General features: G+C 31.0%; 25 protein-coding genes. 12 read left to right on the top strand and 13 right to left on the bottom strand.

Annotated elements, in window-relative coordinates; translation table 11 throughout:
* Positions 1–8 precede the first annotated feature (8 nt).
* Together LG649_RS13790 and rpsU are read left to right on the top strand one after the other, a co-directional pair.
* Positions 9–872 carry a sigma-70 family RNA polymerase sigma factor gene (locus tag LG649_RS13790; protein WP_226544403.1) on the top strand — a complete coding sequence of 288 codons (864 nt, stop codon included), beginning with the start codon at positions 9–11 and terminating at the stop codon, positions 870–872.
* Between the two features lie 34 nt (positions 873–906).
* Positions 907–1101 carry a 30S ribosomal protein S21 gene (gene rpsU, locus LG649_RS13785; protein ID WP_226544402.1) on the top strand — a complete coding sequence of 65 codons (195 nt, stop codon included), beginning with the start codon at positions 907–909 and terminating at the stop codon, positions 1099–1101.
* A 64-nt stretch (positions 1102–1165) separates the two neighbouring features.
* Here rpsU and LG649_RS13780 read toward each other — a convergent pair whose 3' ends face one another.
* On the bottom strand, positions 1166–1960 hold the full coding sequence (locus tag LG649_RS13780) for a DUF2797 domain-containing protein (RefSeq protein ID WP_226544401.1): 795 nt from the start codon (positions 1958–1960) through the stop codon (positions 1166–1168).
* Between the two features lie 42 nt (positions 1961–2002).
* On the opposite strand from LG649_RS13780, the gene LG649_RS13775 reads away from it, so the two are divergent.
* Positions 2003–3517, top strand: a complete 1515-nt coding sequence (locus LG649_RS13775; RefSeq protein ID WP_226544400.1) for a GH3 auxin-responsive promoter family protein — start codon at positions 2003–2005, stop codon at positions 3515–3517.
* A gap of 107 nt (positions 3518–3624) precedes the next feature.
* A complete protein-coding gene (locus LG649_RS13770; protein ID WP_226544399.1) occupies positions 3625–5238 on the top strand; it encodes an OmpA family protein in 1614 nt (537 codons plus the stop codon).
* 342 nt (positions 5239–5580) lie between these two features.
* Here LG649_RS13770 and LG649_RS13765 read toward each other — a convergent pair whose 3' ends face one another.
* The 6 genes from LG649_RS13765 to xrtF all read right to left on the bottom strand — a co-directional run bounded on the left by LG649_RS13765 (position 5581) and on the right by xrtF (position 10688).
* Positions 5581–5934, bottom strand: coding sequence for a heavy-metal-associated domain-containing protein (locus LG649_RS13765; protein ID WP_226544398.1), 354 nt, complete (start codon positions 5932–5934; stop codon positions 5581–5583).
* 70 nt (positions 5935–6004) lie between these two features.
* Positions 6005–8254, bottom strand: a complete 2250-nt coding sequence (locus tag LG649_RS13760; protein ID WP_226544397.1) for a TonB-dependent receptor — start codon at positions 8252–8254, stop codon at positions 6005–6007.
* Positions 8255–8408: 154 nt separating this feature from the next.
* On the bottom strand, positions 8409–9128 hold the full coding sequence (locus tag LG649_RS13755) for a heavy-metal-associated domain-containing protein (protein ID WP_226544396.1): 720 nt from the start codon (positions 9126–9128) through the stop codon (positions 8409–8411).
* A 129-nt stretch (positions 9129–9257) separates the two neighbouring features.
* Positions 9258–9659, bottom strand: a complete 402-nt coding sequence (locus tag LG649_RS13750) for an HYC_CC_PP family protein (RefSeq protein WP_226544395.1) — start codon at positions 9657–9659, stop codon at positions 9258–9260.
* Positions 9660–9703: 44 nt separating this feature from the next.
* Positions 9704–10147: an exosortase F system-associated membrane protein gene (locus LG649_RS13745; RefSeq protein ID WP_226544394.1), complete on the bottom strand. Its 444-nt coding sequence runs from the start codon at positions 10145–10147 to the stop codon at positions 9704–9706.
* Positions 10140–10688 (bottom strand): exosortase family protein XrtF, encoded by a 549-nt coding sequence (gene xrtF, locus LG649_RS13740; protein ID WP_226544393.1) that lies wholly within the window; start codon positions 10686–10688, stop codon positions 10140–10142. Before xrtF ends, LG649_RS13745 begins: the two co-directional genes overlap by 8 nt.
* Before the next feature lie 114 nt (positions 10689–10802).
* On the opposite strand from xrtF, the gene LG649_RS13735 reads away from it, so the two are divergent.
* Both LG649_RS13735 and purH read left to right on the top strand, forming a co-directional pair.
* The gene (locus tag LG649_RS13735; RefSeq protein WP_226544392.1) at positions 10803–11258 is read left to right on the top strand and encodes a GAF domain-containing protein; all 456 of its coding nucleotides are present in this window, start codon (positions 10803–10805) and stop codon (positions 11256–11258) included.
* Between the two features lie 193 nt (positions 11259–11451).
* Positions 11452–12984 carry a bifunctional phosphoribosylaminoimidazolecarboxamide formyltransferase/IMP cyclohydrolase gene (purH, locus tag LG649_RS13730; protein WP_226544391.1) on the top strand — a complete coding sequence of 511 codons (1533 nt, stop codon included), beginning with the start codon at positions 11452–11454 and terminating at the stop codon, positions 12982–12984.
* Between the two features lie 165 nt (positions 12985–13149).
* On the opposite strand, the gene LG649_RS13725 is transcribed toward purH, so the two are convergent.
* The 4 genes from LG649_RS13725 to LG649_RS13710 all read right to left on the bottom strand — a co-directional run bounded on the left by LG649_RS13725 (position 13150) and on the right by LG649_RS13710 (position 16473).
* The gene (locus LG649_RS13725) at positions 13150–13314 is read right to left on the bottom strand and encodes a hypothetical protein (protein ID WP_226544390.1); all 165 of its coding nucleotides are present in this window, start codon (positions 13312–13314) and stop codon (positions 13150–13152) included.
* A gap of 158 nt (positions 13315–13472) precedes the next feature.
* Positions 13473–14219: a LytR/AlgR family response regulator transcription factor gene (locus LG649_RS13720; protein ID WP_226544389.1), complete on the bottom strand. Its 747-nt coding sequence runs from the start codon at positions 14217–14219 to the stop codon at positions 13473–13475.
* A 1-nt stretch (position 14220) separates the two neighbouring features.
* The gene (locus LG649_RS13715) at positions 14221–15933 is read right to left on the bottom strand and encodes a tetratricopeptide repeat-containing sensor histidine kinase (RefSeq protein ID WP_226544388.1); all 1713 of its coding nucleotides are present in this window, start codon (positions 15931–15933) and stop codon (positions 14221–14223) included.
* A 105-nt stretch (positions 15934–16038) separates the two neighbouring features.
* Positions 16039–16473, bottom strand: coding sequence for a hypothetical protein (locus LG649_RS13710; RefSeq protein WP_226544387.1), 435 nt, complete (start codon positions 16471–16473; stop codon positions 16039–16041).
* A 274-nt stretch (positions 16474–16747) separates the two neighbouring features.
* Between LG649_RS13710 and LG649_RS13705 the strand changes: the two genes are divergently transcribed.
* From LG649_RS13705 to def, 6 genes are all read left to right on the top strand, one after another.
* Complete coding sequence (locus tag LG649_RS13705; protein ID WP_226544386.1) at positions 16748–17776, top strand: rod shape-determining protein; 1029 nt, start codon at positions 16748–16750, stop codon at positions 17774–17776.
* A gap of 28 nt (positions 17777–17804) precedes the next feature.
* Positions 17805–18617 carry a rod shape-determining protein MreC gene (mreC, locus tag LG649_RS13700; RefSeq protein ID WP_226544385.1) on the top strand — a complete coding sequence of 271 codons (813 nt, stop codon included), beginning with the start codon at positions 17805–17807 and terminating at the stop codon, positions 18615–18617.
* Positions 18610–19116, top strand: a complete 507-nt coding sequence (locus LG649_RS13695) for a rod shape-determining protein MreD (protein WP_226544384.1) — start codon at positions 18610–18612, stop codon at positions 19114–19116. Before mreC ends, LG649_RS13695 begins: the two co-directional genes overlap by 8 nt.
* The gene (mrdA, locus tag LG649_RS13690; protein ID WP_226544383.1) at positions 19113–21050 is read left to right on the top strand and encodes a penicillin-binding protein 2; all 1938 of its coding nucleotides are present in this window, start codon (positions 19113–19115) and stop codon (positions 21048–21050) included. Before LG649_RS13695 ends, mrdA begins: the two co-directional genes overlap by 4 nt.
* Positions 21050–22327 (top strand): rod shape-determining protein RodA, encoded by a 1278-nt coding sequence (rodA, locus tag LG649_RS13685; protein ID WP_226544418.1) that lies wholly within the window; start codon positions 21050–21052, stop codon positions 22325–22327. Before mrdA ends, rodA begins: the two co-directional genes overlap by 1 nt.
* A gap of 99 nt (positions 22328–22426) precedes the next feature.
* Positions 22427–23059 carry a peptide deformylase gene (gene def, locus LG649_RS13680; protein ID WP_226544382.1) on the top strand — a complete coding sequence of 211 codons (633 nt, stop codon included), beginning with the start codon at positions 22427–22429 and terminating at the stop codon, positions 23057–23059.
* A 41-nt stretch (positions 23060–23100) separates the two neighbouring features.
* Here def and LG649_RS13675 read toward each other — a convergent pair whose 3' ends face one another.
* Positions 23101–24153 (bottom strand): RluA family pseudouridine synthase, encoded by a 1053-nt coding sequence (locus LG649_RS13675; protein ID WP_226544381.1) that lies wholly within the window; start codon positions 24151–24153, stop codon positions 23101–23103.
* Positions 24154–24156: 3 nt separating this feature from the next.
* A complete protein-coding gene (locus tag LG649_RS13670; RefSeq protein WP_226544380.1) occupies positions 24157–24714 on the bottom strand; it encodes a PASTA domain-containing protein in 558 nt (185 codons plus the stop codon).
* Positions 24715–24770: the final 56 nt, after the last annotated feature.

Below are 24770 nucleotides of genomic sequence, written 5' to 3'. Positions count from 1 at the left end.
TGTAATTTATGAGACAATTAAAAATCACAAAGCAAGTTACAAATCGAGCTACTAAATCGCTTGACAAATATTTACAAGACATTAGCAAAATACCACTGGTTACTGCCGATGAAGAAGTAGAATTGGCACAGCGGATTAAACAAGGCGATCAAAAAGCCTTAGACAAGCTCACAACAGCCAACTTACGTTTTGTGGTCTCTGTTTCTAAACAATACCAAAATCAAGGTTTAACCTTACCAGATTTGATAAACGAAGGTAATGCTGGTTTAGTAAAAGCAGCTAAACGTTTTGATGAAACAAGAGGTTTTAAATTTATTTCTTATGCCGTTTGGTGGATTCGTCAAGCAATTTTACAAGCTCTAGCAGAACAATCTAGAATTGTAAGACTACCTTTAAACAAAATAGGCTCAATTAATAAAATTAATAAGGCATATTCTTCTTTAGAGCAAGAATATGAAAGAGCCCCAAATGCAAGTGAAATTGCAACAGAGCTAGATTTAACCATAAGTGATGTTAAACAATCAATGAAGGTTTCTGGCAGACACGTATCGATGGATGCGCCTTTTAAAGAAGGTGAAACATCTAATTTATACGATGTTATAAAACATGATGAATCACCAAAACCAGATTCTGGTTTAATGAAGGATTCTTTAAAGCTTGAAATAAATCGAGTTTTAGACACATTATCTAATAAAGAAGCCGAAGTAATTCGTCATTTTTATGGAATAAGCGACAAACAACCTATGAGTCTACAAGAAATTGGTGACGCATTTGGTTTAACCCGCGAACGTGTAAGACAAATTAAAGAAAAAGGAATTAGACGATTACGACATAACTCGAAAAGTAAAGTACTTAAAACATATTTAGGATAATCCTAAAACAAAATTAATTATTTAAAAAAACTCTATGTTAAAAATTATCATTAAAGAAGGAGAAAACATTGAACGTGCACTAAAGCGCTATAAACGTAAGCACCGTAATGTTAAAGTAATGCAGAATTTACGCGAAAAACAATATTTTACAAAACCATCTGTAGAAAGACGTCGCGAAGTACAAAAGGCCGCTTATATTCAAAATTTAAGAGACCAAGAAGAGATTTAAAATATTTTCTTTTTATAAGAGTTTAAAACCCAATTGTAAATATTTCAATTGGGTTTTGTTTTATTTAATTAACAGTAATATTTACAACTAAGCCCTCATTACTCCTAACATTAAAAACAGTCTGGTCTTCAAAAATCAAATATTGCCCCTTAATTCCGGCTAAAACACCAGTGTATTTATGTTCCTTTTTTAAGTTTAAACTCTTGGGCTTTTCTGGGTACTTATTAACTGGGAAAACTAAATTTGTTTCTGTATTGCTTTCAATAAAATAGTCTTTGGCTTCCTCTGGAATATAAGCTTTTAACTTTTCTCTCCATTCTACTAAATTTTCATCTTTAATATCATTTTTAAGCATAGAACGCCAATTAGTTTTATCGCCTACATAATTTTTTAAAGCAACTTCAGTAACCCCTGCCAAATATCTATTAGGAACCTCAACAATTTCAATAGCCTCGTGTGCACCTTGGTCTATCCATCTCGTAGGCACTTGGCTTTTCCTTGTAACCCCTACTTTTACATTACTGGAATTAGCTAAATAAACAATGTGCGGTTGCAATTGTACTTTCTTTTCGTATTCTAAATCACGATCTTCTTTCCCTAAATGTGCTGTACTTAATTCTGGGCGCATAATCCAATCTGCAGCTTGAGGAATATCAAAAAAACAACTTTTACAAAACCCTTGCCTGTAAATAGGTTTATTTAAACCACAATTCAAACATTCATACTTTACAAATTCCATTGTAATGGTTTTACCCAATAACTGGTTCATATTAATAAAGTCATTTTTAAAAACCAGATAATAATTTATTGGTTCTAAAAATTCGGTTTCCATTTTTGTTAAAAGCCCTTGGTAGGTCATAAAAAAAAATCTTATTTTTAAAAATTCAAAGATAAACTTAATATGCCAATAACAATAGTAAATTCAATTGCTTCATGGATTTTAAAAAAACGATTTCATCAAATCGAGCTCTTTTTAAAATACCCCAACGAAGTTCAAAATGAGCTATTATTCAACCTACTAGATTTTGCAAAACACACCGAATTAGGCAAAAAATATGATTTCGCTTCAATAAAAAGTTATAAAACCTTTACCGAGCGTGTTCCAATTCAAAATTATGACGATTGGCAAGATATAATTGAACGTTCCAGACAAGGCGAACGCAACTTATTTTGGCCAACACCTATAAAATGGTTCGCTAAATCTAGTGGCACTACCCGATCTAAAAGTAAATTTATTCCGGTTAGCGAAGAGTCTCTGGAAGAATGCCATTATGCTGCTAGCAAAGACTTGCTAAGTATGTACTTAAATAATAATGAAGACGCTCAATTATTTACAGGTAAAAGCTTACGTTTAGGAGGCAGCAAACAATTATATAAAGAAAAAGGTACTTCGTTTGGCGATTTATCGGCTATTTTAATAGATAACATGCCTTTTTGGGCAGAATTTAGCAGCACTCCTAGCAATAAAGTTTCTTTAATGAGTGACTGGGAATATAAAATGCAAGCTATTGTTAATGAAACTATAAACGAAAACGTTACTAGTTTAGCAGGAGTACCATCTTGGATGCTAGTTTTACTTAATAATGTTTTAGAAACCTCTGGTAAAAATAATTTATTTGATGTTTGGCCTAATTTAGAAGTTTATTTTCATGGTGGTGTAAGTTTTACACCTTATAAAGATCAATATAAAAAACTATTACCAAAATCTGGATTTCGATATTATGAAATCTATAATGCTTCTGAAGGCTTTTTTGCTATTCAAGATAGAAACGATTCCGATGAGTTATTGCTAATGCTAGATTATGGTGTGTTTTACGAGTTTATTCCCATGGAAGTTTATGCAACACCGCAAGAATATGCCATTCCATTAAACGATGTAAAACTTGGTAAAAATTACGCCATAATTATTACCACAAATGCAGGATTATGGCGCTATAAAATTGGAGATACAGTTAGGTTTACCTCGCTAAACCCTTACCGTATAAAAATTTCGGGAAGAACTAAACACCACATTAATGTATTTGGAGAAGAACTTATTATTGAAAATGCAGAAAATGCTATAAAACAAGTGTGCAAGCAAACACACAGCGATATAAAAGATTTTACTGCAGCTCCTATATATATGGAAGGTAAAGAAAAAGGAGCTCATGAATGGTTAATAGAATTTAAAACACCACCAAGTAACATGGATAATTTTAATAAATTGTTTGATGATGCCTTAAAAAACTTAAATTCTGACTATGAAGCTAAACGATTTAATAATATAACATTAAAAGAACCTAAGATAAATGTTGCTCGAGAAAATCTATTTTACGATTGGTTAAAGCAAAATAATAAGCTTGGTGGCCAACATAAAATTCCGCGTTTATCAAATTCTAGAAACTATTTAGAAGAATTACTAAAAATGAACACTTAATATTAGTTTAAAACATTAGCGAGTTATAGTACCTTTTATCTAAATTTTTGTTAAAATTATATAAAAATCATTATTTTAGTTTTTTTAACAAATCTCTCATTTTAAAAATGAAAACTAAATTTTACCTCGTAGTTTTCCTAATCTCTAATATTGGTATTAGTCAACAAGGTTTATCTAATTTAAACAATTCAGGAGTTTCTAATCAAAGTAACAACAAAATCAATATAGTTTCTTCAGATATAATAGGAACTAACGGATTTAATTTTGAAATTTTAGACGCTGGTGTTAACACAAAATTTTCTGAACTAGGCTCTGGTTTTTTTAGAAACAAACTTATTTTAGTTTCATCAAAAAAAATTGGTGATTTAGCTAAAATTGATCCAAACACTGGTGAAGCAGATAAAAATTACTACTGCCTAGACATCGATAAAAATGGACAATTAAGTTCACCAATACTTTTTTCAAGAATATTAAATACTAAAAACAGTGAAGATCAATTAACGTTTTCTACAGATCAAAAAACTGTTTATTACACCAGAAGCAACAAAGAAAACTCTTTAGAATTCAAACTCTACAAAGCGGTACTTGAAAAAGATTCTCATGGTAATTGGATAAATGAAGAGTTACTTGGCATAAATCAAAATAACGTTTCTATTGAAAACCCTTATGTAAGTCCAGAAGGAGATAAGCTTTATTTTGCATCTAACATGCCCGATTCTTTTGGCGGATTCGATTTATATGTTTCAAAAATTAATCCTGATGGCTCTCTAGGCACACCAAAAAACTTAGGAAATACTATTAACACAGAAAAAAACGAAAAATACCCATCACTTTCAATTGATGGTAAATATTTATATTTTTCTTCAGAAGGACATCAAAACATAGGTGGTTACGACTTGTTTGTTAGTAAAATTTCTAATAACAATTATAGAGAACCAAGAAATTTAGGAAATACTATAAACACAGTTTACGATGAGTTAGCTTACTTTTTAGCTGCTAAAAACAAAGGATATGTTTCTTCAAACAGACAAGGCGGGCGTGGGAGTTACGATATTTACACCGCCATTAATACTGAAATTATTCAGCATATTGAAGGCGAAATATTAGACCGCGACACCTCCATCAAATTACCTAACACCCTTGTTGTATTAAAAGATGATGATAATGAAGAAATTGGCAGAATTATAACTGGTGAAGATGGAAAATATAACTTTAATGTTTCACCGTTTGAAACTTATACTATTACTGCTAAAAAAGATGGATTTAAAGATGCATCTGAAGTTTTTAACAGTAATAATGGCACAGAAACCAATTACGTTAAAAACATAATGCTAAGTGCTACAGAACCAATTATTGCTGAAATTAATAACGAATTACGTATTTTGTTAGAAAACATATATTTTGAATATAACAAATATAATATCAAAGAAGAATCTACTATTTCTCTAAATAAAATTGTTAAAGTTTTAAAAGAAAACCCCGAAATGAAAATAGCTATAAATGCACATACAGACAATAAAGGTAGTGCCTCCTACAACCTTAAATTATCTGATAAACGTGCTGGTTCGGCAGCTAAGTTTCTTATTAAAAACGGTATAGATAAAAACCGATTAATCTCTAAAGGTTTTGGTGAAACTAAACCTTTTATTGATTGCAAAAACAATTGCTCTGATGAAGATTTACAAGCTAACCGACGTGTAGAGTTTGTTATTTTAAATTAATCATACAAAAATAAATATAAAAGCCACCTTTAGGTGGCTAAATTATTAGTAAAAATATTTAATTTAAAAAAAGGGTTACACATAATAACCCAAAACACAAACTACTTCTTCTTAGCAGGAGCTTGTGGAGCTTTTTTTACCGCTTGTTTAGGTAAAATAGCTTTTCCTTTTGCTTTGTCTTGTTTCATAATTTTCTTATTTAAAAGAACGATATAAAAGTAGCAATAAGTAGAATCCGTGATATTTTTGTTGGCAAAAATTTAACTAAAATTTACGCTAAATTTTTCTGCGGTTAAAAACTCTTATTAACCACAAAACCATGTTAAATCAACTCGAAAATTATTATTCTTTATGCTCATCTTTTAAAGCATCATCACGATACCTGCAACATGGGTGAACCGATAAATATTGTTCTTCAGTAGCTTTAATATCTTTAGTATCGTGCCCAACCGAAGCTATTTTGGTTTTAATAGAATCTAAATTGGTTTTTTGTGCGTTATAGTACAATTTTAATTCGTGGGTTTCTACACTCCAATTAGCACTTTTCACTCCTTTAGTTGCTAAACAAGCTTTTTCTATTCGGCTTTTGCACATCATACACACCCCATCTACCTCAATGGTAGCTTGTTCGTTTTTACTCTGTGCAAATGTTACCGTGGCCAATAGCATAATGGCTATAACTGTTATTTTTTTCATATTATTAATCTTTTTTCATTTCCGCGAAAGCGGAAATATTATTATTAATTTATTTTAAAATCTATTTTTTTTACAATACTTTAAACCTTAATCCTGCATAATACATACTACCAAAAATAGGGCCATACACAAAGGTAGTATCAAAATACGAACCAAAAGGATCGTCTGCACTTAAAACCGGATTATCTTGTCTAACATTGGTAATATTTTCGCCTCCTAAATATACTTCAAACTTTGGAGAAAACACTCTTGTTATTTGTGCATTTAATGTTGCTACCGTTGGTGTACGATCGCCTAACTGAAATGCTGTTGGGTTTATTACTGTTGATGAAAAACGCTGTGTGCCTAACCAATTATAAGTGGCATCAAATTTCCATTGTTTACCATCATCTTTTAATGCTGTAGAATACGATGCATTCGCAAAAACTCTGTGCTTAGGAGTTAATGGTTTTTCTAATTTGCCTGAGCTATAATCGGTTTTAACATCATAAAATTTATATGCTGTGCGCAAATCGAAACCTTTAAACACATTATAATTCATTTCTACTTGAAAACTATTAGCATAACTTTCACCATCTAAATTATAGAAATTAATTTCTTGCGGATTTTCATAATCTACAACCACTTGGTTTTTAAAATCGGTTCTATAAAAATCTAAAGTTACATCGGCTTTTCTTCCAAAAAGATTAAAACCTTGCAGATAAGACAACCCGTAATTCCAAGCAATTTCAGGATCTAAACCATAAATTTCACCCGAATTATTTAATACATTTATACTTCTAGATGTAGCAAAAACACTTTGGTTTTCGGCAAAAATATTAGCACTACGCTTACCACGGCCAAACGATGCTCTAAAAGCCGATTTACCCCAAGGCGTATATCGCGCATGGAATCGTGGTGTTATAAAAGTACCTAATAAATTATGATGATCTACACGTAAACCTGCGGTTAAATTCAGTTTTTCTAAATTATCGAAATTATATTCAAAAAAAGCACCAACCGAATTTTCTGTACGTTCGTAATTAGGGTTTAAATTATCAACATCTAAAACCTCATCATAATGGTCGTAAGTATAACTAAGTCCTGTTTTAATTTTATGTCTAGAATCCGAAATTATAGAATTATAAATAACATTAGCATACAAGCTATTATGGTTTATTTCATAAACATTTAAACCGTAATACGATTCTTGTTTGTGCCCACTAAAAGCCGTTTGCACACCAACACTTTGCCAAGGTATTTGCGGATTCACATAACCTAATTTAGCTGATATTTCGTAACGCTTGGTATCAATTTCACTGCCCCAATAATTGGTAGTAAGCTTATCGGTATCTGGATTAAAATCAACTTGTCCGGCCTGTTTTTCATCATTTAAAAACTTTAAATTAATAAAACTTACCAATCCTTTTTGCGGATTAGTATATTGCCAACGGTTCATTATATTAATTTGGTTGTACAAGGGCATATCTAAAAAACCATCGTTATTAACATCGTGTTTTTGGTTATGCGTATTACCGTGTAAATACAAACCCGTGCTCCATTTTTCGCTCACATTGGTGTTAAAATGTGTATTAAGCTCCATACGCTCGCTGGAAGCACCGTAAAAGTTTACAAAAAATTTATTATCGGTAGTTGGCTTAACCAATTCTGCATTTATTTGGCCAGCAATACTCTCGAAACCATTAACCACGCTACCAGCTCCTTTGGTAATTTGGATACTCTCTACCCAAGTTCCAGGAATAAAACTTAGTCCAAAAGCTTGCGAAGCCCCTCGAACTGTTGGAATATTTTCGGTAGCAATTAAAATATACGGACTCGTAAGCCCTAACATTTTTATTTGTCGGGTACCCGAAACTGCATCGGCGAAATTCACATCAATAGACGGGTTGGTTTCAAAACTTTCAGATAAATTACAGCACGCCGCTTTTAACAGCTCGTCGCTACTCACCGTCATTACATTAGTAGCACTTAAAAACGATTTTGCTGTAGCTCGCTTACGCGAGGTCACGGTAACTTCATCTAAATTATCGCTTGGTTGCAACCAATGTTTAATAGGTTTAAGTTCGTTAATAGTTAACGTATCGGTTTTAAACCCAACATAACTAACTACTAATTTTTTATAATTGGTGTTATAAGGTAAATTAAATTCGCCATCTAAGTTAGTAACTGCACCAATTTCTGTATTTAACCAGTACACATTGGCACCAGCTAAAGGTAAATTTTGGTTATTGTTGTTAGCTTCGAAAATGGTACCAGAAATTTTATCCTGAGCCCCATTTAACATTGGCCAAAGCAACAATAAATATATTAAATGTTTCATGTATTTGTTTTTGGGCGTTACCACAAGGGTCGGGCTTTGCGCTATATCTTTTTTATGCCTCTTCTCGATACATTTTACTCATACTTCGTAAAACACTCGAAGTGACAAAAAAAGGATGCCGCTACAATCCCTAACGCAAAGGGTAACTAGTATTTTACTGTGTTAATTGAAATAACATGACAATTGCCATAATAATCATGATACTATTTTCTATAAAAGTCGCCTTAGTCATGGGTAATTTTAAAGCTGTACCTAAACACGCGCATTGTATGGCTTTTTTATCGAGTAATGTTTTAGTTACACCAATAGTGGTGATACCCAGAATAATTAAAGTTAAAATTAAAGCTACGGTAATTTTAAAACGCATTAAAAACATTAACCCAAGTGCCACTTCTATAAACGGATAAACCCAACCATAAACCGGAACAACTTTGGCTAGCGGATCGTACATTTTAAACGATTCTGGAAAACCTTTTAAGTCTAACAACTTAAAAAAGCTAAAAACAATGTAAAACAAGCCCATAAAATCGAGCATAAAACCACTAAAACTCCACGGTTTAGAATTTAGTAAAGTGGCTGCTATAATTAAATATCCAAAAATTAAAAACAACGGAAAAAGTTGCTTCCAATCGCTTTTTTCTTCAGTTTTTGTAATTGTTGTATTAAAGACATTAGGTTGCAATATTTTATATTTTTCGGGTAATGCTTGTTGTAATTTTTCTATTGAAATATGCGATTTCATTGTTATAACAACCTCAGCTTTTTCAATGTTAGCTTCAGCCTTTTCTACTTCGGTTAAACTAAGTAATGCTTTTTCAACAGATGCTTTACAGCCATTACAAGTCATGCCTGTAACTGTATATGTATGTGTCATGATTTTTTTATTTGATTTATAAATTCGGAATATCTTCCGCGAAAGCGAAAAACAAAATGAGATCCTGAAAAAACACCTCGACTTGGCGTGGTGAAATAGTTCAAAACACCATTACATATTCTAAAAAAATCAAATGATGAAAACTTGGTGAAGCGCTTGTACATTGGCTACCAAGTTGGGCGGAGAATAATTATTAAAGGGAATAGGTTGCTTTTCTACTTCCTTAAATAAATTTAAATAGGTATAAACGTAAAGTGTTGCAAATTGAAGTGGAGCTAACTTAACATCTTCAATCGATGATAATTTTAACTCGTCTTGACCTTTAACAACGTTAACTTCGTCTTTACAACAATTCATTTTTAAAAGCACTTCCATGTTTTCCATAGCACATTTTTCAACACTGGTAAACATCGAAACATCTACCAACACATCGCCACAATAGTGCTTTTCAACAGTAAATGAAACCGTAGAAAATAACACGAGCAACGCCAAGGTGCTAGAAAAAATTTTATGAAATACTTTTTTAATCATTGATACAAAATTAAACAAAAGCCTGAAATTAAAAAGGTATTTTATTAATTCTTAACATTTAAATTTTGCTTTTTTTGATAATAAAACGCTGGTAATAACAATAATAAAAGTATTGGCTGTATTAAAAATCTGCGAATATTAAAAAACAAATAATAGTCTTCTTGCCTTGGGTTTATAACAAAATATAGATAGAGAATAATTAAAATTACAAACGCTACCCCATAAATTACACCTGAAAATTTAACTATACTTTTTTCTTTAAAAAACATATAGATTATGGCTAAAGAAATTGTGGTATTTAAAACATACCTAAAAACTATATTTACCAATAATTTAGCTAATTCACGACGCGGACTATCAATATACAGATAATCGTTTTGAAAAAAGGTTAAATAAGGATCATAAAACAAATTATCTTCAAAAAATCTAATTAATATTAACATCACAAACAATACTGCTATAATTAAATATGTAAATGCTTTACTCATTATTTTTAAGTTTAGAAAATCTGTTCACCCAAAAAATCCATAGTAAAAACAAAATACCATAAATAATAGCTGGAAAAATTACGGAATGCAACACATGTGAATGCTGCGGGTATTTGTAAAGACCAATGCTTAAAATTACAATACGCAAAAGGTTTACTACATAAATTATAACGCTACCAAAAATAATAAAAAACAAAGTGTTTTTTAACGTTCCAGAAAAAGCTATTACAAACGAAATAAATAAAATAATAACGCTTACAGCATTACACCCCTCAATTATTCTAGCCAAAAAATTACCGTTTAAAATTAATTTCATAGAAGGCTCGTTAGCATGTGCTTCTACTCTAGCATTGTAACCTAAATCGGTTAACACCAATTCGGTTTGTTTAGCTAATGTATGGGTAATATAATCTGGATAAAATTTATTACCACTAGAGAATTGCAAGTAAAATTTATACATAAAAGTTAATGCTGCATACACCACCAAAAAAACAAGTATAAATTTTATAACGCCTTTATATTTTACAAACAATGCTTTCACTTAAATTTTTCTAAAACCAATACCGAAATTACAGCTTTTTAAATATTTTTGCTCGATAATTAATATTTTATTATTTCGTAATTAAAATACTAAAATAAACCTAAACCATTTATTATGATTTTTGACAAACTTAAACCACAAGTAGTTACTATTGTTTCTAATTCCAATTTAACAATAGATGAGCGTTTACTAAAAATTTGCGAGCTTCTAGAAAATCATATTGAATATTATAACTGGGTTGGTTTTTATTTTAAAAATGGCAATAAAGAAGAACTTAAACTAGGCCCTTATGTTGGTGCACCTACCGACCATACTATAATTCCTTTTGGTAAAGGTATTTGTGGGCAAGTTGCTGTTAGCAACGAAAATTTTGTGGTGCCAGATGTTACTGCCCAAGACAATTATATTGCCTGCAGCATAACCGTAAAAGCCGAAATAGTGATTCCTATTTTTGTTAATGGTGAAAATATTGGACAAATAGATATAGACTCTAACACACCAGACCCTTTCACTGAAGCAGACGAACGTTTTCTGGAGTTTGTTTGCGAGAAAGTATCTGAAATACTTTAGGCGAAAAAGCTAAGAAGCCACTCATTTTAAATAAACCTTTAAATTGTTCTGTTAATAACTTCTATTTTTAGTTAAGAAATCGCTTCATTTTAAGTAAATCGTTGGTTTTTTATTTGATGATTTTGAGTACTTTTGCGTTTTATTACAAAAAACAACAAAATAACACTCAATTTCATTAAACAACACAACACTAATGAGCAACGAAAAAACTATCAAATCAGCCCTAATTTCAGTATTTAGTAAAGACGGATTAGAGCCAATTGTTAAAGAACTAGACAAACAAGGTGTAACCATTTATTCTACAGGTGGTACAGAAAAATTTATTAACGATTTAGGTATTAACGTTGTTCCTGTTGAAGATGTTACTTCGTATCCTTCAATACTTGGCGGGCGTGTTAAAACATTACATCCAAAAGTTTTTGGTGGAATTTTAAACCGACAAAACCATGATGGTGATGTTGCCGAATTATCAGAATACGAAATTCCGCAAATTGATGTGGTTATTGTAGATTTATATCCGTTTGAAAAAACAGTTGCCTCTGGAGCAAGTAACCAAGATATCATTGAAAAAATAGATATAGGCGGTATTTCTTTAATTCGCGCTGCTGCAAAAAATTATGCCGATGTAATTTGTGTATCTTCGGTTGATGATTATGCCGAATTTTTAAAATTAATTTCTGCTAACAACGGTTCTATTAGCGAAGAAGATAGAAAACGTTTTGCAGCAAAGGCATTTAATGTATCGTCGCATTACGACTCGGCAATCTTTAATTATTTTAATCAGAATAATGAAGAAACCGTTTTAAAAATTAGCGAAACTAATGGTAAAACATTACGCTACGGAGAAAACCCACACCAAAAAGGATTTTTCTTTGGAAATTTTGATGAATTATTCACCAAACTTCACGGTAAAGAATTAAGCTACAACAATTTATTAGACGTTGATGCAGCAGTGAATTTAATGCTTGAATTTAAAAATGAAGCTCCAACTTTTGCTATTTTAAAACATAACAACGCTTGTGGTTTAGCACAACGCGACACCCTACACCAAGCTTATGTAGATGCTTTAGCTGGCGATCCAGTTTCTGCCTTTGGTGGTGTATTAATTAGTAATACTGAAATTGATTTAGCTACAGCTGAAGAAATTCACAAACTATTTTGCGAAGTGGTTATCGCACCGTCTTTTTCCGCGGAAGCGTTAGAAATATTAAAAGGTAAAAAGAACAGAATTTTATTAGAAATTCATGATGTAGAAATGCCAAAAACCAATGTAAGAAGTTGTTTAAATGGTATTTTAGTTCAAGACAGAAATGAAATTACAGATAAAGCTGAAGATTTAAAAACGGTTACAACCTTAGCGCCAACAGATGCGCAGATTGAAGATTTATTATTTGCTTCAAAAATATGTAAACATACCAAATCGAACACTATTGTTTTAGCTAAAAACAAACAACTTTGTGCAAGCGGAACTGGACAAACCAGTCGTGTTGATGCTTTAGAGCAAGCCATACATAAAGCAAGTACTTTTAAATTCGATTTAAACGGTGCTGCTATGGCAAGCGATGCTTTTTTCCCGTTTCCAGATTGTGTAGAAATTGCTAAAAACGCAGGAATTGCTTCGGTTATTCAACCAGGTGGTTCTATTAAAGACCAATTAAGCATCGATTATTGTAACGACAACGACTTAGCTATGGTAATGACGGGAACACGCCATTTTAAACACTAAAAATAATTATATAAAAAAGAGCTCCAAATGGAGCTCTTTTTTTTAGAGTAATAATTTTTATTAATACTCCTCTTCTCAATTGATTCAAAGTAATTATATAAATGTTAATAGCTATAATAATTTACAAGACCCCTTAACCTTGTATTTCATTAAATTTACTAAGAATTACAATTGAATTAAACTATAAATTATTAAACCTAATTGCACAAGTACCGCAATAACTAATAATGCTACAAAATAATCTGACGTTTTTTTTCTAGTGTTTTCTATCTCCATTTTAGGCTTAGTTTTAAACTTACTTATTTGTTTTATTTTCGATTTAAATTGCATTGTACAATGGTTAAAGCGTTTATAAAATACTTTATAAACATATAACCAAATAGCGTGTATTATTAATAAATAGGTACAAAACGATTATTCTTTTCCATGAAAACGGAAAATTTGGGTATAAATTTTTAGAGCAGAAAATACTTGGGCTTAAAAAATAGTTATTTAAGTGTACGTACAGTTTTGAGAATGCTTTTATAAGTATCGCTAAGCGTAGCTTTATGATTTCCTGTTAAAACAATAAGGTTATCGCCAGGTATAATTTCTATAATTTTTTGTGTGTTTACTATAAAGTTTCGATGTGTTTTTTTAAAAACATTATCGTCAAGTAATTGTGATATTTTTGTTAGAGATATTAAAATTACAAACTTTTCATTTTCTGTAATAATATTGCAATACTTCTCTTCTACTTCAATAAAAATAATATCATTTAGTAGTACTTTTTTTAACGATTTTCCTTTTTTAATAAATAAATAGTCTTTACTTATAATGGTGTTTTCATTTTCACTTAAAAACACATCGGGCTGATTGTAAAATTTCTCTACAGCCATTTCTAAGGCGTATAAAATTTCAAGCTCATTAAACGGTTTCATTAAATAACTAAAAGGCTGTGTTAACTTAGCTCTTTCAAATATTTTCCTATCTGTAGAACTTGTTAAAAACACGAAAGGTTTTGCTACACTTGGGTTTGCATTTATAGCTTCGGCAAAAGTAATCCCTTCTGGGTTTCCGTTTAAAAAAATATCTAAAACAATAATATCTACACTTTTTGCATAAAATAACTGTAAAGCGTTTTTAAAATCTCTGGCAACAGCAATAACGTTATAATTGTTTGTTTCTAATACTTTAACCAAAGCATCACTTTCGGCAGGTGTATCCTCAACTACAAGTACATTAACGTTATCCATGTTATACCTTTTTAGGTAAAGATACAATCATTTTTGTTCCTTTTCCTAATTCACTTTCAATAGAAAATATTCCATTATTTTTTTTAATCATAGATTTACATAATTGCAAACCTAAACCCGAACCAATAATATCTTCATTTTCTTTTTTGGATAGTAATTCTGTATCGCTTAACAACTCTATACGGGTGGAGTCTTTCATGCCAATTCCGGAATCTTCAATAACTAAATCGTAATAATCGCTGTTACTATTTTTAGTATATACTTTTATAGTACCATTGTTATTAGTAAATTTTATGGCATTATCTAAAAGATTACGCAATATAATTTTTAACGACTCTTGGTCGGCAAAAACAATGTCACTTTTTAAAACTGTATTTGTAAGCCTTATATTTTTTTCTTGTACTAAAGGTTTGTAGTTGTAAACCACTTGTTCTACAATAAAAAACAAACGAATGGAAGTTATTTCAAAATAAGACTGTTTGGTTTGTAACAACGCCCAATTTAATAAATTGTCTAATAAATTATAGGCACCATTTACTATTGTGCTATTATTTTTAAGCAAAACATTAACTTCTTTTAAATTTTTTGATGCTACCGTATTTACTAAGTTGGTATTACTCTTTTTTAAGGCGTTTACAGAAGACCTTAAATCGTGACTTACAATAGAAAAAAGCTTGTCTTTAGTTACATTTAACGCATCTAATTTTTCTTTTTGCGCACTTATTATGTTGTTTGCTTTAGTTTTTTCTTTGTTAAAATAAAGCGTAACTCCAAGTAAAATAAGCAACGTTAAAGCCGAATACAACAACCCGTTGCGCTCTTTTAATTTTGCTTTATTTTCTACTTTTAAAAAATTAACTTCTTTTTGTTTTGCTTTAACTGCATACTCTTTTTCGAGTTTTGCTACTTCATAAATTTTGTTTTGGTCATTTAAGGAATCTTTCCATTGTTCATATTCTTTTCTGTAGACTAAGGCTTTTTCAAAATTTTTGCGATTCTCCTCAACAACTGCCATATTAATAGTTGCTATTTGTTTAGCTTTAAAATCTTTTATACTTTTTGAAAGACGATATGCTTTTTCAAAATAGGGTATTGCCATAATATCTTTATATTGATTGTAATATAAATTTGCAATACTTCCGTAAGCATCTATTAAGTTTAAAGTATCTTTTTCTATCTCATTAAATTTTACATACTCAATTAAATAAGGTTCAGCCTTTTTAAAATCATTTAAATGAAGGTAACAAAGCCCTAAATTTTGAAAAACCGCACTTTTACCAAAATATTTATAGTCCTTTTCTTTTAATTTTATTAGTGGTTCCAAATAAGATATAGCTTTTTTAAACTCACTTTTTTTTAAAGCTATTTCTGCTAATTTTTTTTTAATTAAAAAATTAAATTCAAATCCTGAAGTAATTGACTGAAACTCATTTTGAGCTTCATTAAGCATTTCTTTTTTATCAAAACTACAACCTCTTAAATAGTGACTATAATTTGTTAAATCAATATTTTTATTATTACCGTTAAGGTATCGCATAGAATACACCAACGTTGAATCCCAGTTATTTTGAATATAATAAAAACCTGCTTTTTTAAAATTGTAATTTGATTGGTATTGGTTTACCTTTTTTTCAACTTCAACATCAAACAAATCTGCATTTATATATTCTTGAGAAAAAAGCGAACAACTATGACTTATTATTATCAACAACAAGATAATTAAGTTGATTTTACTAAAATTCGAACACATAAAAACAAATTATATTCAAAAAATAACCACAAGTTTTACTTATGGCTATTTTACTATTTTATAAAAATTCTATTCTCCGCCACTTCCGTGAACTGGTGTTACTGTTCCTCTAGAAGTCACAGGATCTTCATCCCAAAGAAACACTTCTATTTGACCTAAATTTTGAGGTAACTTATCTTTTTTTACCCTAAAATCAACACGATAGACGTTAAATTTTTCACTAGATACTTCTGGATCATCATACAATATAAAAAAGTCTACTTGTCTAGTACCATCTCCTGAAATAACAGACTGAAAATTAACGCCTTTAAAATTAAAGTTTTCTTCTGAAGCTATAAAAACAACTGCACTTACTTGTAATTCGTTATTTTCATTAAAAATAGCCTGCACTAACGGTTGCAGTGGTTGTTCACTACTTGAATTAAAAGAAAACTCAATTGTAGAATTTAAATTTAATGTTTCAATTTGGTGACTTTTAATAGGTTTTCCTGGTGGTTTGCTCATGGTTACTGGGGGTTATATGGTTAATAATTTTATGTTGATAATTATATGAATGACACAATTATAAATCGATAAAAATCAAATATATACGATTATATGTTACCAAAATAAATTTATTTTAAAAAAAAACAAAAATGTAACTTTTTACTCACATGTAATTGTATTCATATTTTAAATCAAATTATTTATGAAGTAAAAAGAATAAACATTAATTATTTTCTTTACTTTTAGTACTTTTACGAAATTCATTTTTAAACTTTAAATTTATTAATAGCGCATGGGATTTTTTGATTTCCTAACTGAAGAAATTGCAATAGACTTAGGTACGGCTAACACACTAATTATTCATAATGACAAAGTTGTGGTAGACTCGCCTTCCATTGTAGCTCGAGACAGAGTAAACAACAAAATAATTGCTGTTGGTCATGAAGCTAGTTTAATGCAAGGAAAAACTCATGAAAACATAAAAACCATTCGCCCATTAAAAGATGGTGTAATTGCAGATTTTGATGCTTCAGAACAAATGATAAGTATGTTTATTAAAAACATACCTGCGTTAAAAAAGAAATTTTTTACACCTGCATTACGAATGGTAATTTGTATTCCTTCTGGAATTACCGAAGTTGAAATGCGTGCAGTAAAAGAAAGTGCCGAACGTGTAAACGGTAAAGAAGTTTACCTAATTCATGAACCAATGGCTGCTGCTATTGGTATTGGTGTAGATATTATGCAACCAAAAGGAAACATGGTTGTAGATATAGGTGGTGGTACCACAGAAATTGCAGTTCTTGCACTTGGTGGTATTGTTTGTGATAAATCTGTTAAAATTGCAGGTGATGTTTTTACAAACGATATTGTGTATTACATGCGTACCCAACACAACCTTTATGTAGGTGAACGCTCTGCTGAAAAAATAAAAATTCAAATTGGTGCAGCTACCGAAGATTTAGAAGTTCCGCCTGAAGACATGAGCGTTCAAGGTCGCGATTTATTAACAGGAAAACCAAAACAAGTTTCAATTTCTTTCCGTGAAATTGCCAAAGCTCTCGATAAATCTATTCTTCGTATTGAAGATGCTGTTATGGAAACCTTAGGACAAACACCTCCTGAATTAGCTGCCGATATATATAATACAGGAATTTATTTAGCTGGTGGTGGTTCTATGCTTCGTGGTCTAGACAAACGTTTATCGCAAAAAACGGATTTACCTGTTTATATAGCCGAAGATCCCTTAAGAGCCGTTGTTCGTGGTACTGGAATTACACTTAAAAATTTAACCAAATACAAAAGTGTATTGATTAAGTAGTAAACAGCATAAACACGGATAATATTTCATGCAACAAATTATTAATTTCATAATAAGGCACAAAAACTTTTTGTTGTTCTTTTTGTTGTTTTGTTTATCATTAATTTTCACTATTCAATCGCACTCTTATCATAAAAGTAAATTTATAAATTCTGCTAATTTTTTTACTGGTGGTGTTTATAACTCTGTAAACAACATTAGTAGTTATCTTAACTTAAAATCGCAAAACCAATTACTTGCTGAAGAAAACTTAAGATTACGCTCATTATTAACAAATACAAATACTAGTTCTGACTCAATATATATAGACAGCACATCCTTTAATAAATTATATAAGTTTTACAACGCTAATGTTATTAAAAATAGTTTTGCACTAAGCGATAATATTTTAACTATTAACAAAGGAGAAACAGATAATATCAAACAAGATTTTGGTGTTATTTCTACAAAAGGCATAATTGGTATAATAGATAAAACTAGTAATAATTACGCTACAGTTTTATCTATTTTAAACACCACAAGTAAAATTAGTGCTCAATTAAAAAAGTCTAATCACTTTGGCACATTATCATGGAATGGAAACTCACCAGATTTAGTACAATTAACGGACATACCAAAAGTTGCTCATGTCAAAATTGGCGATACTATAATTACATCTGGACGCTCTTCAATTTTTCCAAAAAATATTGGAATTGGCACGATTGATAACTTTAAACTAGATGCGGCAGAAAATTATTATGAAATTAATGTAAAACTATTTAACGACATGACTAATTTAGAGCATGTATACGTTATAGAAAATATACACAAACAAGAAATTATTAAACTAGAAAATGAATAATCTATTTTCAATATATACCATTCATTTTTTTGCATTAGTACTTGTGCAGGTTTTAATATTTAACAATATTAATTTTCTTGGCTATATAAACCCTTATCCATACATATTATTTGTAGCCTTATTTCCTGTTAAAAACAATCGCTTAGCACTTATATTTATCAGTTTTTTATTAGGTTTAAGTATTGATTTGTTTTTAGATACAGGTGGTATTCATGCAGCTGCATCTGTAACTATAGCCTATCTTCGTCCCATATTTTTAAAATTTGCATTTGGAACTATTTATGAACACCAAACTGTTAAATTTAACTCTGTAGACTTTGGGTCTAAACTTGTATATTTTACACTATTAGCTGCAGTTCATCACTTGGTATTATTCTCCTTAGAACTTTTTAACATTAGTAAAATAATTTTAATCCTTCAAAAAGCGTTATTCTCTAGTATATTTACTATTTTAATTAGCATATCAATAACCATAGTATTTAGTAGAAAAACACGATGAGACAATTATTACTTTTTATTTCAGTAATTACTGTTGGTATCTTATTTATTTCCAGACTCTTTTATCTCCAAATTTACAAAACAGATGCCAATAATTTGTTCGAAGACAACGCCATTAGAAAAGTTTACGATTACCCTAAACGTGGCTTCGTTTACGACCGAAACGGCAAACTTTTAGTAGCTAATCAACCCACTTACGATGTAATGATTATTCCTCGTGAGGTTAAACCGCTAGATACTACAGAATTTTGTAAGCTTTTAAAAATTACAAAAGAAGATTTTAATAGAAAATATAACAAAGCCTACCGCTACTCTCCTCGCCTACCATCTCCATTTGTTCCGCAGTTATCAAAAGAAGATTATGCTGTTTTACAAGAAAAAATGCGAAAGTTTGAAGGTTTTTACATTCAAAAGCGATCGCTTCGCGATTATCAAACTACTATTGGTGCCAACGTTTTAGGTGATATTGGGGAAGTTAATTATGCCACCATAAACAAAAACCCATATTACCGAATGGGAGATTTAATTGGTAAACAAGGCGTTGAGGCTTCTTATGAAGAAATATTAAGAGGCACTAAAGGCATTAAATTCATCCAAAAAGATAGATTTAACAGAAACATTGGCCCATATAAAGATGGAAAATTTGACACTATTCCAGAACAAGGAAAAGACATTACTATTACCATTGATGCTCAACTGCAGGCGTACGGTGAATTACTTATGAAAAACAAACGCGGTGGTGTTATTGCTTTAGAACCTAAAACAGGTGAAATTCTAGCCATGGTAGCAGCTCCTACCTACGATCCTAATATTTTGGTTGGCAGAAATAGGTCTAAAAACTTCACAAAGTTATATAACGATTCTATTGCAAAACCATTATTTAACCGAAGCTTACAAGGTGTTTATGAACCTGGTTCACCATTTAAATTAATGAACGCTTTAATAGCACTTCAAGAAGGTGTAATGGACGAAAACGAACACGTAACTTGTTACAGGGGTTACAAATACGGCAATCGTTTTATGAAATGCCATTGCAATTACGGTACAAGAAATAACATGGTAACGGGCATTCAACGGTCCTGTAACGCATATTTTGCTACAGCCTACCGAAAAATATTAGATAAAACTGGTAATGCCTCAGAAGGCATTGATACTTGGAGTAAACACGCTAAAAGTTTTGGACTTGGCAACTTTTTAAATAATGACTTATATGTTGGGCAAAAAGGTCGTATTCCAGATCGAGATTATTACAAACACATTTATCCAAAAACATTTTATTCAACTTATACTATATCTAATGCTATTGGTCAAGGTGAAGTGGCTACTACACCTATTCAGCTTGCAAACATGGCTGCTGCTATTGCAAACCGGGGTTACTTTTACACACCTCACATTATAAAGCATATTGAAGGTGAAACTCTACCTGAAAATTTTACGAAACCAAAATATACAACTATAGATAAAGAAAATTTTGAACCTGTGATTGATGGTATGCTTGCCGTTTATGAAAAAGGAACTGCATCTTCTTTAAGAGTAAAAGATATTGATATTTGTGGTAAAACTGGTACCGTTGAAAATTTTGCTATAATAGATAGTGTTAAAACACAACTTACAGACCATTCTATATTTGTTGCTTTTGCCCCAAAAGATAACCCTAAAATTGCTATTGCTGTTTTTGTTGAAAACGGTTATTGGGGAAGTCGATTTGCGGGTAAAGTTGCAAGCTTAATGATTGAAAAACATATTAAAGGCGAAATAACTAGAACCGACTTAGAAGATTGGTTAATTCGCCATACTCTAGAAGATGAATATGCGAAACCTTACTCTGGTGAACCTTTTAAAATTAATGGTTATACTCAACTACAAACTGTTAACGACTCTACATATTGGCAATTAAAAAACCAACTGAATAAACTAAAAAACCCTGAAATTTAATTTTGAGAGTAACAAATAAACATTTTAAATTCGACTGGATTACAATTTTTCTTTTCTTGCTACTAGTTGGGTTTGGTTGGCTTAATATTTTATCAGCATCTCATATTGGTGCAGATATAAATTATTTCGATTTAAGCCAACCTTATGGCAAACAATTCGTTTTTATATTTCTAAATCTGATTCTAATTGTTTTAGTTTTAGCTATTGACGCTAAGTTTTATGAACGCTTTGCAAGTATTATTTATATTATATCCATGTTAAGTTTGGTTGGTCTCTTTTTATTTGGTAAAAACGTTAACGGCGCCACTTCGTGGTATGGCATTGGTAGTTTTACCATTCAACCAAGCGAATTTGCCAAAAGCGCTACAGCTCTTGCTGTTGCAAAACATTTAAGCGACTTAAATACTAATATTAAAACATTTAAAGACCAGTTACGCACATTTGCCATTATTGGTATTCCCGCTATTTTAGTATTATTACAAAACGATACAGGAAGCACCATAGTTTATGGTGCATTTATTTATGTTCTTTTTCGCGAAGGCTTACCTAACGTCTACTTAACCACTGCTTTTTCAACTTTAATTTTAGCTATTTTATCTTTAAAATTTGGATTTATTATTACTTCTGTTATTTCTACGGTAATTATAATTGGCATTCATTACTTCAATAAAAAACATATTCGAATTTACCAATCTGTATTTTTAATTATTGCTGCTATTTCAATAGCTTTTGGCGTAAAATTCTTTTACCAAAGCATACTTCAACCACACCAACAAGAACGTATTAGTTTATGGTTACGCCTAGAAAAAGACCCTAATAAACTAGAAGCGATGAAAAAAACCTTCGCCTATAACTTAAATGAATCTGAAAAAGCCATTAGTTCTGGAGGACTTACTGGCAAAGGTTTTTTAGAAGGGACAAGAACCACCGGTAAATTTGTACCCGAACAGCACACAGATTATATTTTTAGCACGGTTGGAGAAGAATGGGGCTTTTTGGGCAGTGCATTTGTTGTGGTAACTTTTGTTTTACTTTTACTTAGAATATTGCATCTTGCCGAATTACAAAAATCGCAATTTAGTCGGGTTTATGGCTATAGTGTAGCTGCTATTATTTTTATTCACTTTTTTGTAAATATAGGTATGGTTATGGGGCTAATTCCAACTATTGGCATTCCTTTACCTATGTTTAGTTATGGTGGATCAGGGCTTTGGGCTTTTACCATTTTATTGTTTATTTTTATTAAATTAGATTCTAATAGAATAAACGAATGGTAAACTGCAATACGTAAATATTTGACTTGCAATTAACGATATTACCTAAATACATAACTACTCTAAGTTATAGCATTGTTTAATTATAATTCCCCTAAAATTATGAAAACTATTTATGCCTCTTTATTAGTTGTTTTACTTATAACATCCTGCTCTATAGCCAAAAGTTCTGTTAAAAATGCCTTTTCAAAGAAAGAATTAAAACTTATTAACTCCGGTACAAGCAACACACCAATGCGTGTATATAAAATTACTAATAAAACCGATTCTTTACTTCTGCGAAAAAAAAGTAGCTACATTAATCCGGAACCAAAAAACGAAGCTTTACAACTTTTTGTTAATCGCCTTTATGCCACAGTTACAGACAGTACCTCTTTAGGAGTTGGCATTGCTGCACCGCAAGTTGGTGTTTTAAAAAACATTATTTGGGTACAACGATTAGATAAGGAAAATACACCTTTTGAAGTTTATTTAAACCCTAAAATAATAGAATACTCTACTGATAAACAAACGGTTACTGAGGGCTGCTTGTCTATACCTAACAGAAAAGAAACTTTAAACAGTAGATCAAAAATTATAGACATTGAATACGATGCCTTAAACGGGCAACATAAAACAGAAACAATTGAAGGTTTTGTAGCTGTGATTTTTCAGCATGAAATCGATCATTTAAATGGAATTATCTACTTAGATCACTTAAATAAAGAACTTAAAGATTCTAAAACAAAACCATAAGAAAACATCAATAAACAAATTCAGGTAATTATAGTAAAACCTTAATCATCATCACTTAAATCTTGATGCTTTGCATAGCCTCTCCACTTTTCTATACAATTTGCGATATCTTCAGGAATTTCGGAATTAAATCGTAAAAACTCACCTGTTTTTGGGTGCTTAAAGCCTAAAGTTTTTGCATGTAAAGCTTGCCTTGGTAATACTTTAAAGCAATTATCTACAAACTGTTTGTATTTTGTAAAGGTAGTTCCTTTTAATATTTTTTCGCCACCGTAACGTTCATCATTAAACAAAGTATGTCCAATATGCTTCATGTGTACACGAATTTGGTGCGTTCTTCCTGTTTCTAGTTTACATGCTACCAAAGTAACATAGCCTAAACGTTCTATAACTTTATAATGGGTTACAGCTGGTTTTCCTTTATCAGCTTCATCTCCTAAAAAAACGGTGTTTTGTAATCTGTTTTTCGGGTGCCTTCCAATATTACCTTCTACAGTTCCTTCATCTTCTTCAATGTTCCCCCAAACCAAAGCCAAGTATTCGCGCTCGCTAGTCTTTTCGGCAAACTGAAGCGATAAATGCGCCATAGCTTCTTCGGTTTTAGCAACAACAAGTAAGCCACTTGTATCTTTATCTATACGATGTACTAAACCTGGACGATCGCTTGAATTATTAGGCAAATTATCAAACCTATAAATTAAGGCGTTAATTAAAGTTCCAGAATAATTTCCATGCCCTGGATGCACAACCATACCCGCAGGTTTATTTACAACAAGTAGGCTATCATCTTCGTAAACAACTTCAATATCAATATCTTCACCAACTAGTAAGTTTTCGTGCGGTGGATGTGTAAATAAAACACGGATATTATCCAGAGGTTTTACTTTATAATTTTGCTTTACGGGTATACCATTAACGTATATACTTCCGTTTTTAGCAGCATTTTGAATTTTATTGCGCGTAGCGTTTTCAACAAAATTCATTAAATATTTATCTATTCGAAGTGGTTTTTGTCCTTTTTCAACAACAAAAGCATGGTGTTCGTATAAATCGTTTTCATCTTCTTCAGAGAAATTATCCACTGTATGCTCCATGTATTAAGGTCTGTTTCCGTTACCAAGAACTAAATCTATAACCGAAGTTTTTGCTAGTTTTTCACCAGACTCTAAAGGCTTTCCTTTATGCGATAATTTTAAAACAACATCTTTACCTAAATTATCTACATAACTAATTTTTCCAATTTTAAAACCTAAAGCTTCAAGTGTTGGTTTTACTTGCCTAAACGTTTTATCTATTAATCCATCTGGCACTCTAACTTTTCTGTATCCCGACGGGTTTAGGGTAATGTATATCTTTCTATTTTCTTTTACTTTTGCCCCTGCAATTGGGTCTTGCTCTATCACAGAAAACTTAGGGTAATCCGGATTATAGTTTGCAGAATCTTGAATTTGCATAACCAAATTATTATCACCTAACTCTACCTGCGCTACGCTTATTGATTTTCCTTTTAAATCAGGAACCGTTTCAAAATCGCCATGTTTTGTGGTTACATTTAACCATTTTAATAATATAATACAAAGCACTACCAATACAAGTACAGCTAATGCTATTTGTTTTAAAAATGTTTTACTGAAAAGGAATTTTACAAAACTCATCTATTAATTTTTCTATCTAGCAAATATATAAAAACCCAAGTGTTTTTTCTTTTGCA

The sequence above is a fragment of the Neotamlana laminarinivorans genome, from assembly GCF_020523925.1.
GTDB lineage: Bacteria > Bacteroidota > Bacteroidia > Flavobacteriales > Flavobacteriaceae > Neotamlana > Neotamlana laminarinivorans.
The sequence above is the reverse complement of the archived record's forward strand: the minus strand, read 5'-3'. Positions and strand labels throughout refer to the sequence as shown.

Coding starts and splice junctions, on each gene's coding strand:
- LG649_RS13790 (WP_226544403.1), top strand. CDS start 9: ATGAGACAATTAAAAATCACAAAGCAAGTTACAAATCGAGCTACTAAA.
- rpsU (WP_226544402.1), top strand. CDS start 907: ATGTTAAAAATTATCATTAAAGAAGGAGAAAACATTGAACGTGCACTA.
- LG649_RS13780 (WP_226544401.1), bottom strand. CDS start 1,960: ATGACCTACCAAGGGCTTTTAACAAAAATGGAAACCGAATTTTTAGAA.
- LG649_RS13775 (WP_226544400.1), top strand. CDS start 2,003: ATGCCAATAACAATAGTAAATTCAATTGCTTCATGGATTTTAAAAAAA.
- LG649_RS13770 (WP_226544399.1), top strand. CDS start 3,625: ATGAAAACTAAATTTTACCTCGTAGTTTTCCTAATCTCTAATATTGGT.
- LG649_RS13765 (WP_226544398.1), bottom strand. CDS start 5,934: ATGAAAAAAATAACAGTTATAGCCATTATGCTATTGGCCACGGTAACA.
- LG649_RS13760 (WP_226544397.1), bottom strand. CDS start 8,254: ATGAAACATTTAATATATTTATTGTTGCTTTGGCCAATGTTAAATGGG.
- LG649_RS13755 (WP_226544396.1), bottom strand. CDS start 9,128: ATGACACATACATATACAGTTACAGGCATGACTTGTAATGGCTGTAAA.
- LG649_RS13750 (WP_226544395.1), bottom strand. CDS start 9,659: ATGATTAAAAAAGTATTTCATAAAATTTTTTCTAGCACCTTGGCGTTG.
- LG649_RS13745 (WP_226544394.1), bottom strand. CDS start 10,147: ATGAGTAAAGCATTTACATATTTAATTATAGCAGTATTGTTTGTGATG.
- LG649_RS13735 (WP_226544392.1), top strand. CDS start 10,803: ATGATTTTTGACAAACTTAAACCACAAGTAGTTACTATTGTTTCTAAT.
- purH (WP_226544391.1), top strand. CDS start 11,452: ATGAGCAACGAAAAAACTATCAAATCAGCCCTAATTTCAGTATTTAGT.
- LG649_RS13725 (WP_226544390.1), bottom strand. CDS start 13,314: ATGCAATTTAAATCGAAAATAAAACAAATAAGTAAGTTTAAAACTAAG.
- LG649_RS13720 (WP_226544389.1), bottom strand. CDS start 14,219: ATGGATAACGTTAATGTACTTGTAGTTGAGGATACACCTGCCGAAAGT.
- LG649_RS13710 (WP_226544387.1), bottom strand. CDS start 16,473: ATGAGCAAACCACCAGGAAAACCTATTAAAAGTCACCAAATTGAAACA.
- LG649_RS13705 (WP_226544386.1), top strand. CDS start 16,748: ATGGGATTTTTTGATTTCCTAACTGAAGAAATTGCAATAGACTTAGGT.
- mreC (WP_226544385.1), top strand. CDS start 17,805: ATGCAACAAATTATTAATTTCATAATAAGGCACAAAAACTTTTTGTTG.
- LG649_RS13695 (WP_226544384.1), top strand. CDS start 18,610: ATGAATAATCTATTTTCAATATATACCATTCATTTTTTTGCATTAGTA.
- mrdA (WP_226544383.1), top strand. CDS start 19,113: ATGAGACAATTATTACTTTTTATTTCAGTAATTACTGTTGGTATCTTA.
- def (WP_226544382.1), top strand. CDS start 22,427: ATGAAAACTATTTATGCCTCTTTATTAGTTGTTTTACTTATAACATCC.
- LG649_RS13675 (WP_226544381.1), bottom strand. CDS start 24,153: ATGGAGCATACAGTGGATAATTTCTCTGAAGAAGATGAAAACGATTTA.
- LG649_RS13670 (WP_226544380.1), bottom strand. CDS start 24,714: ATGAGTTTTGTAAAATTCCTTTTCAGTAAAACATTTTTAAAACAAATA.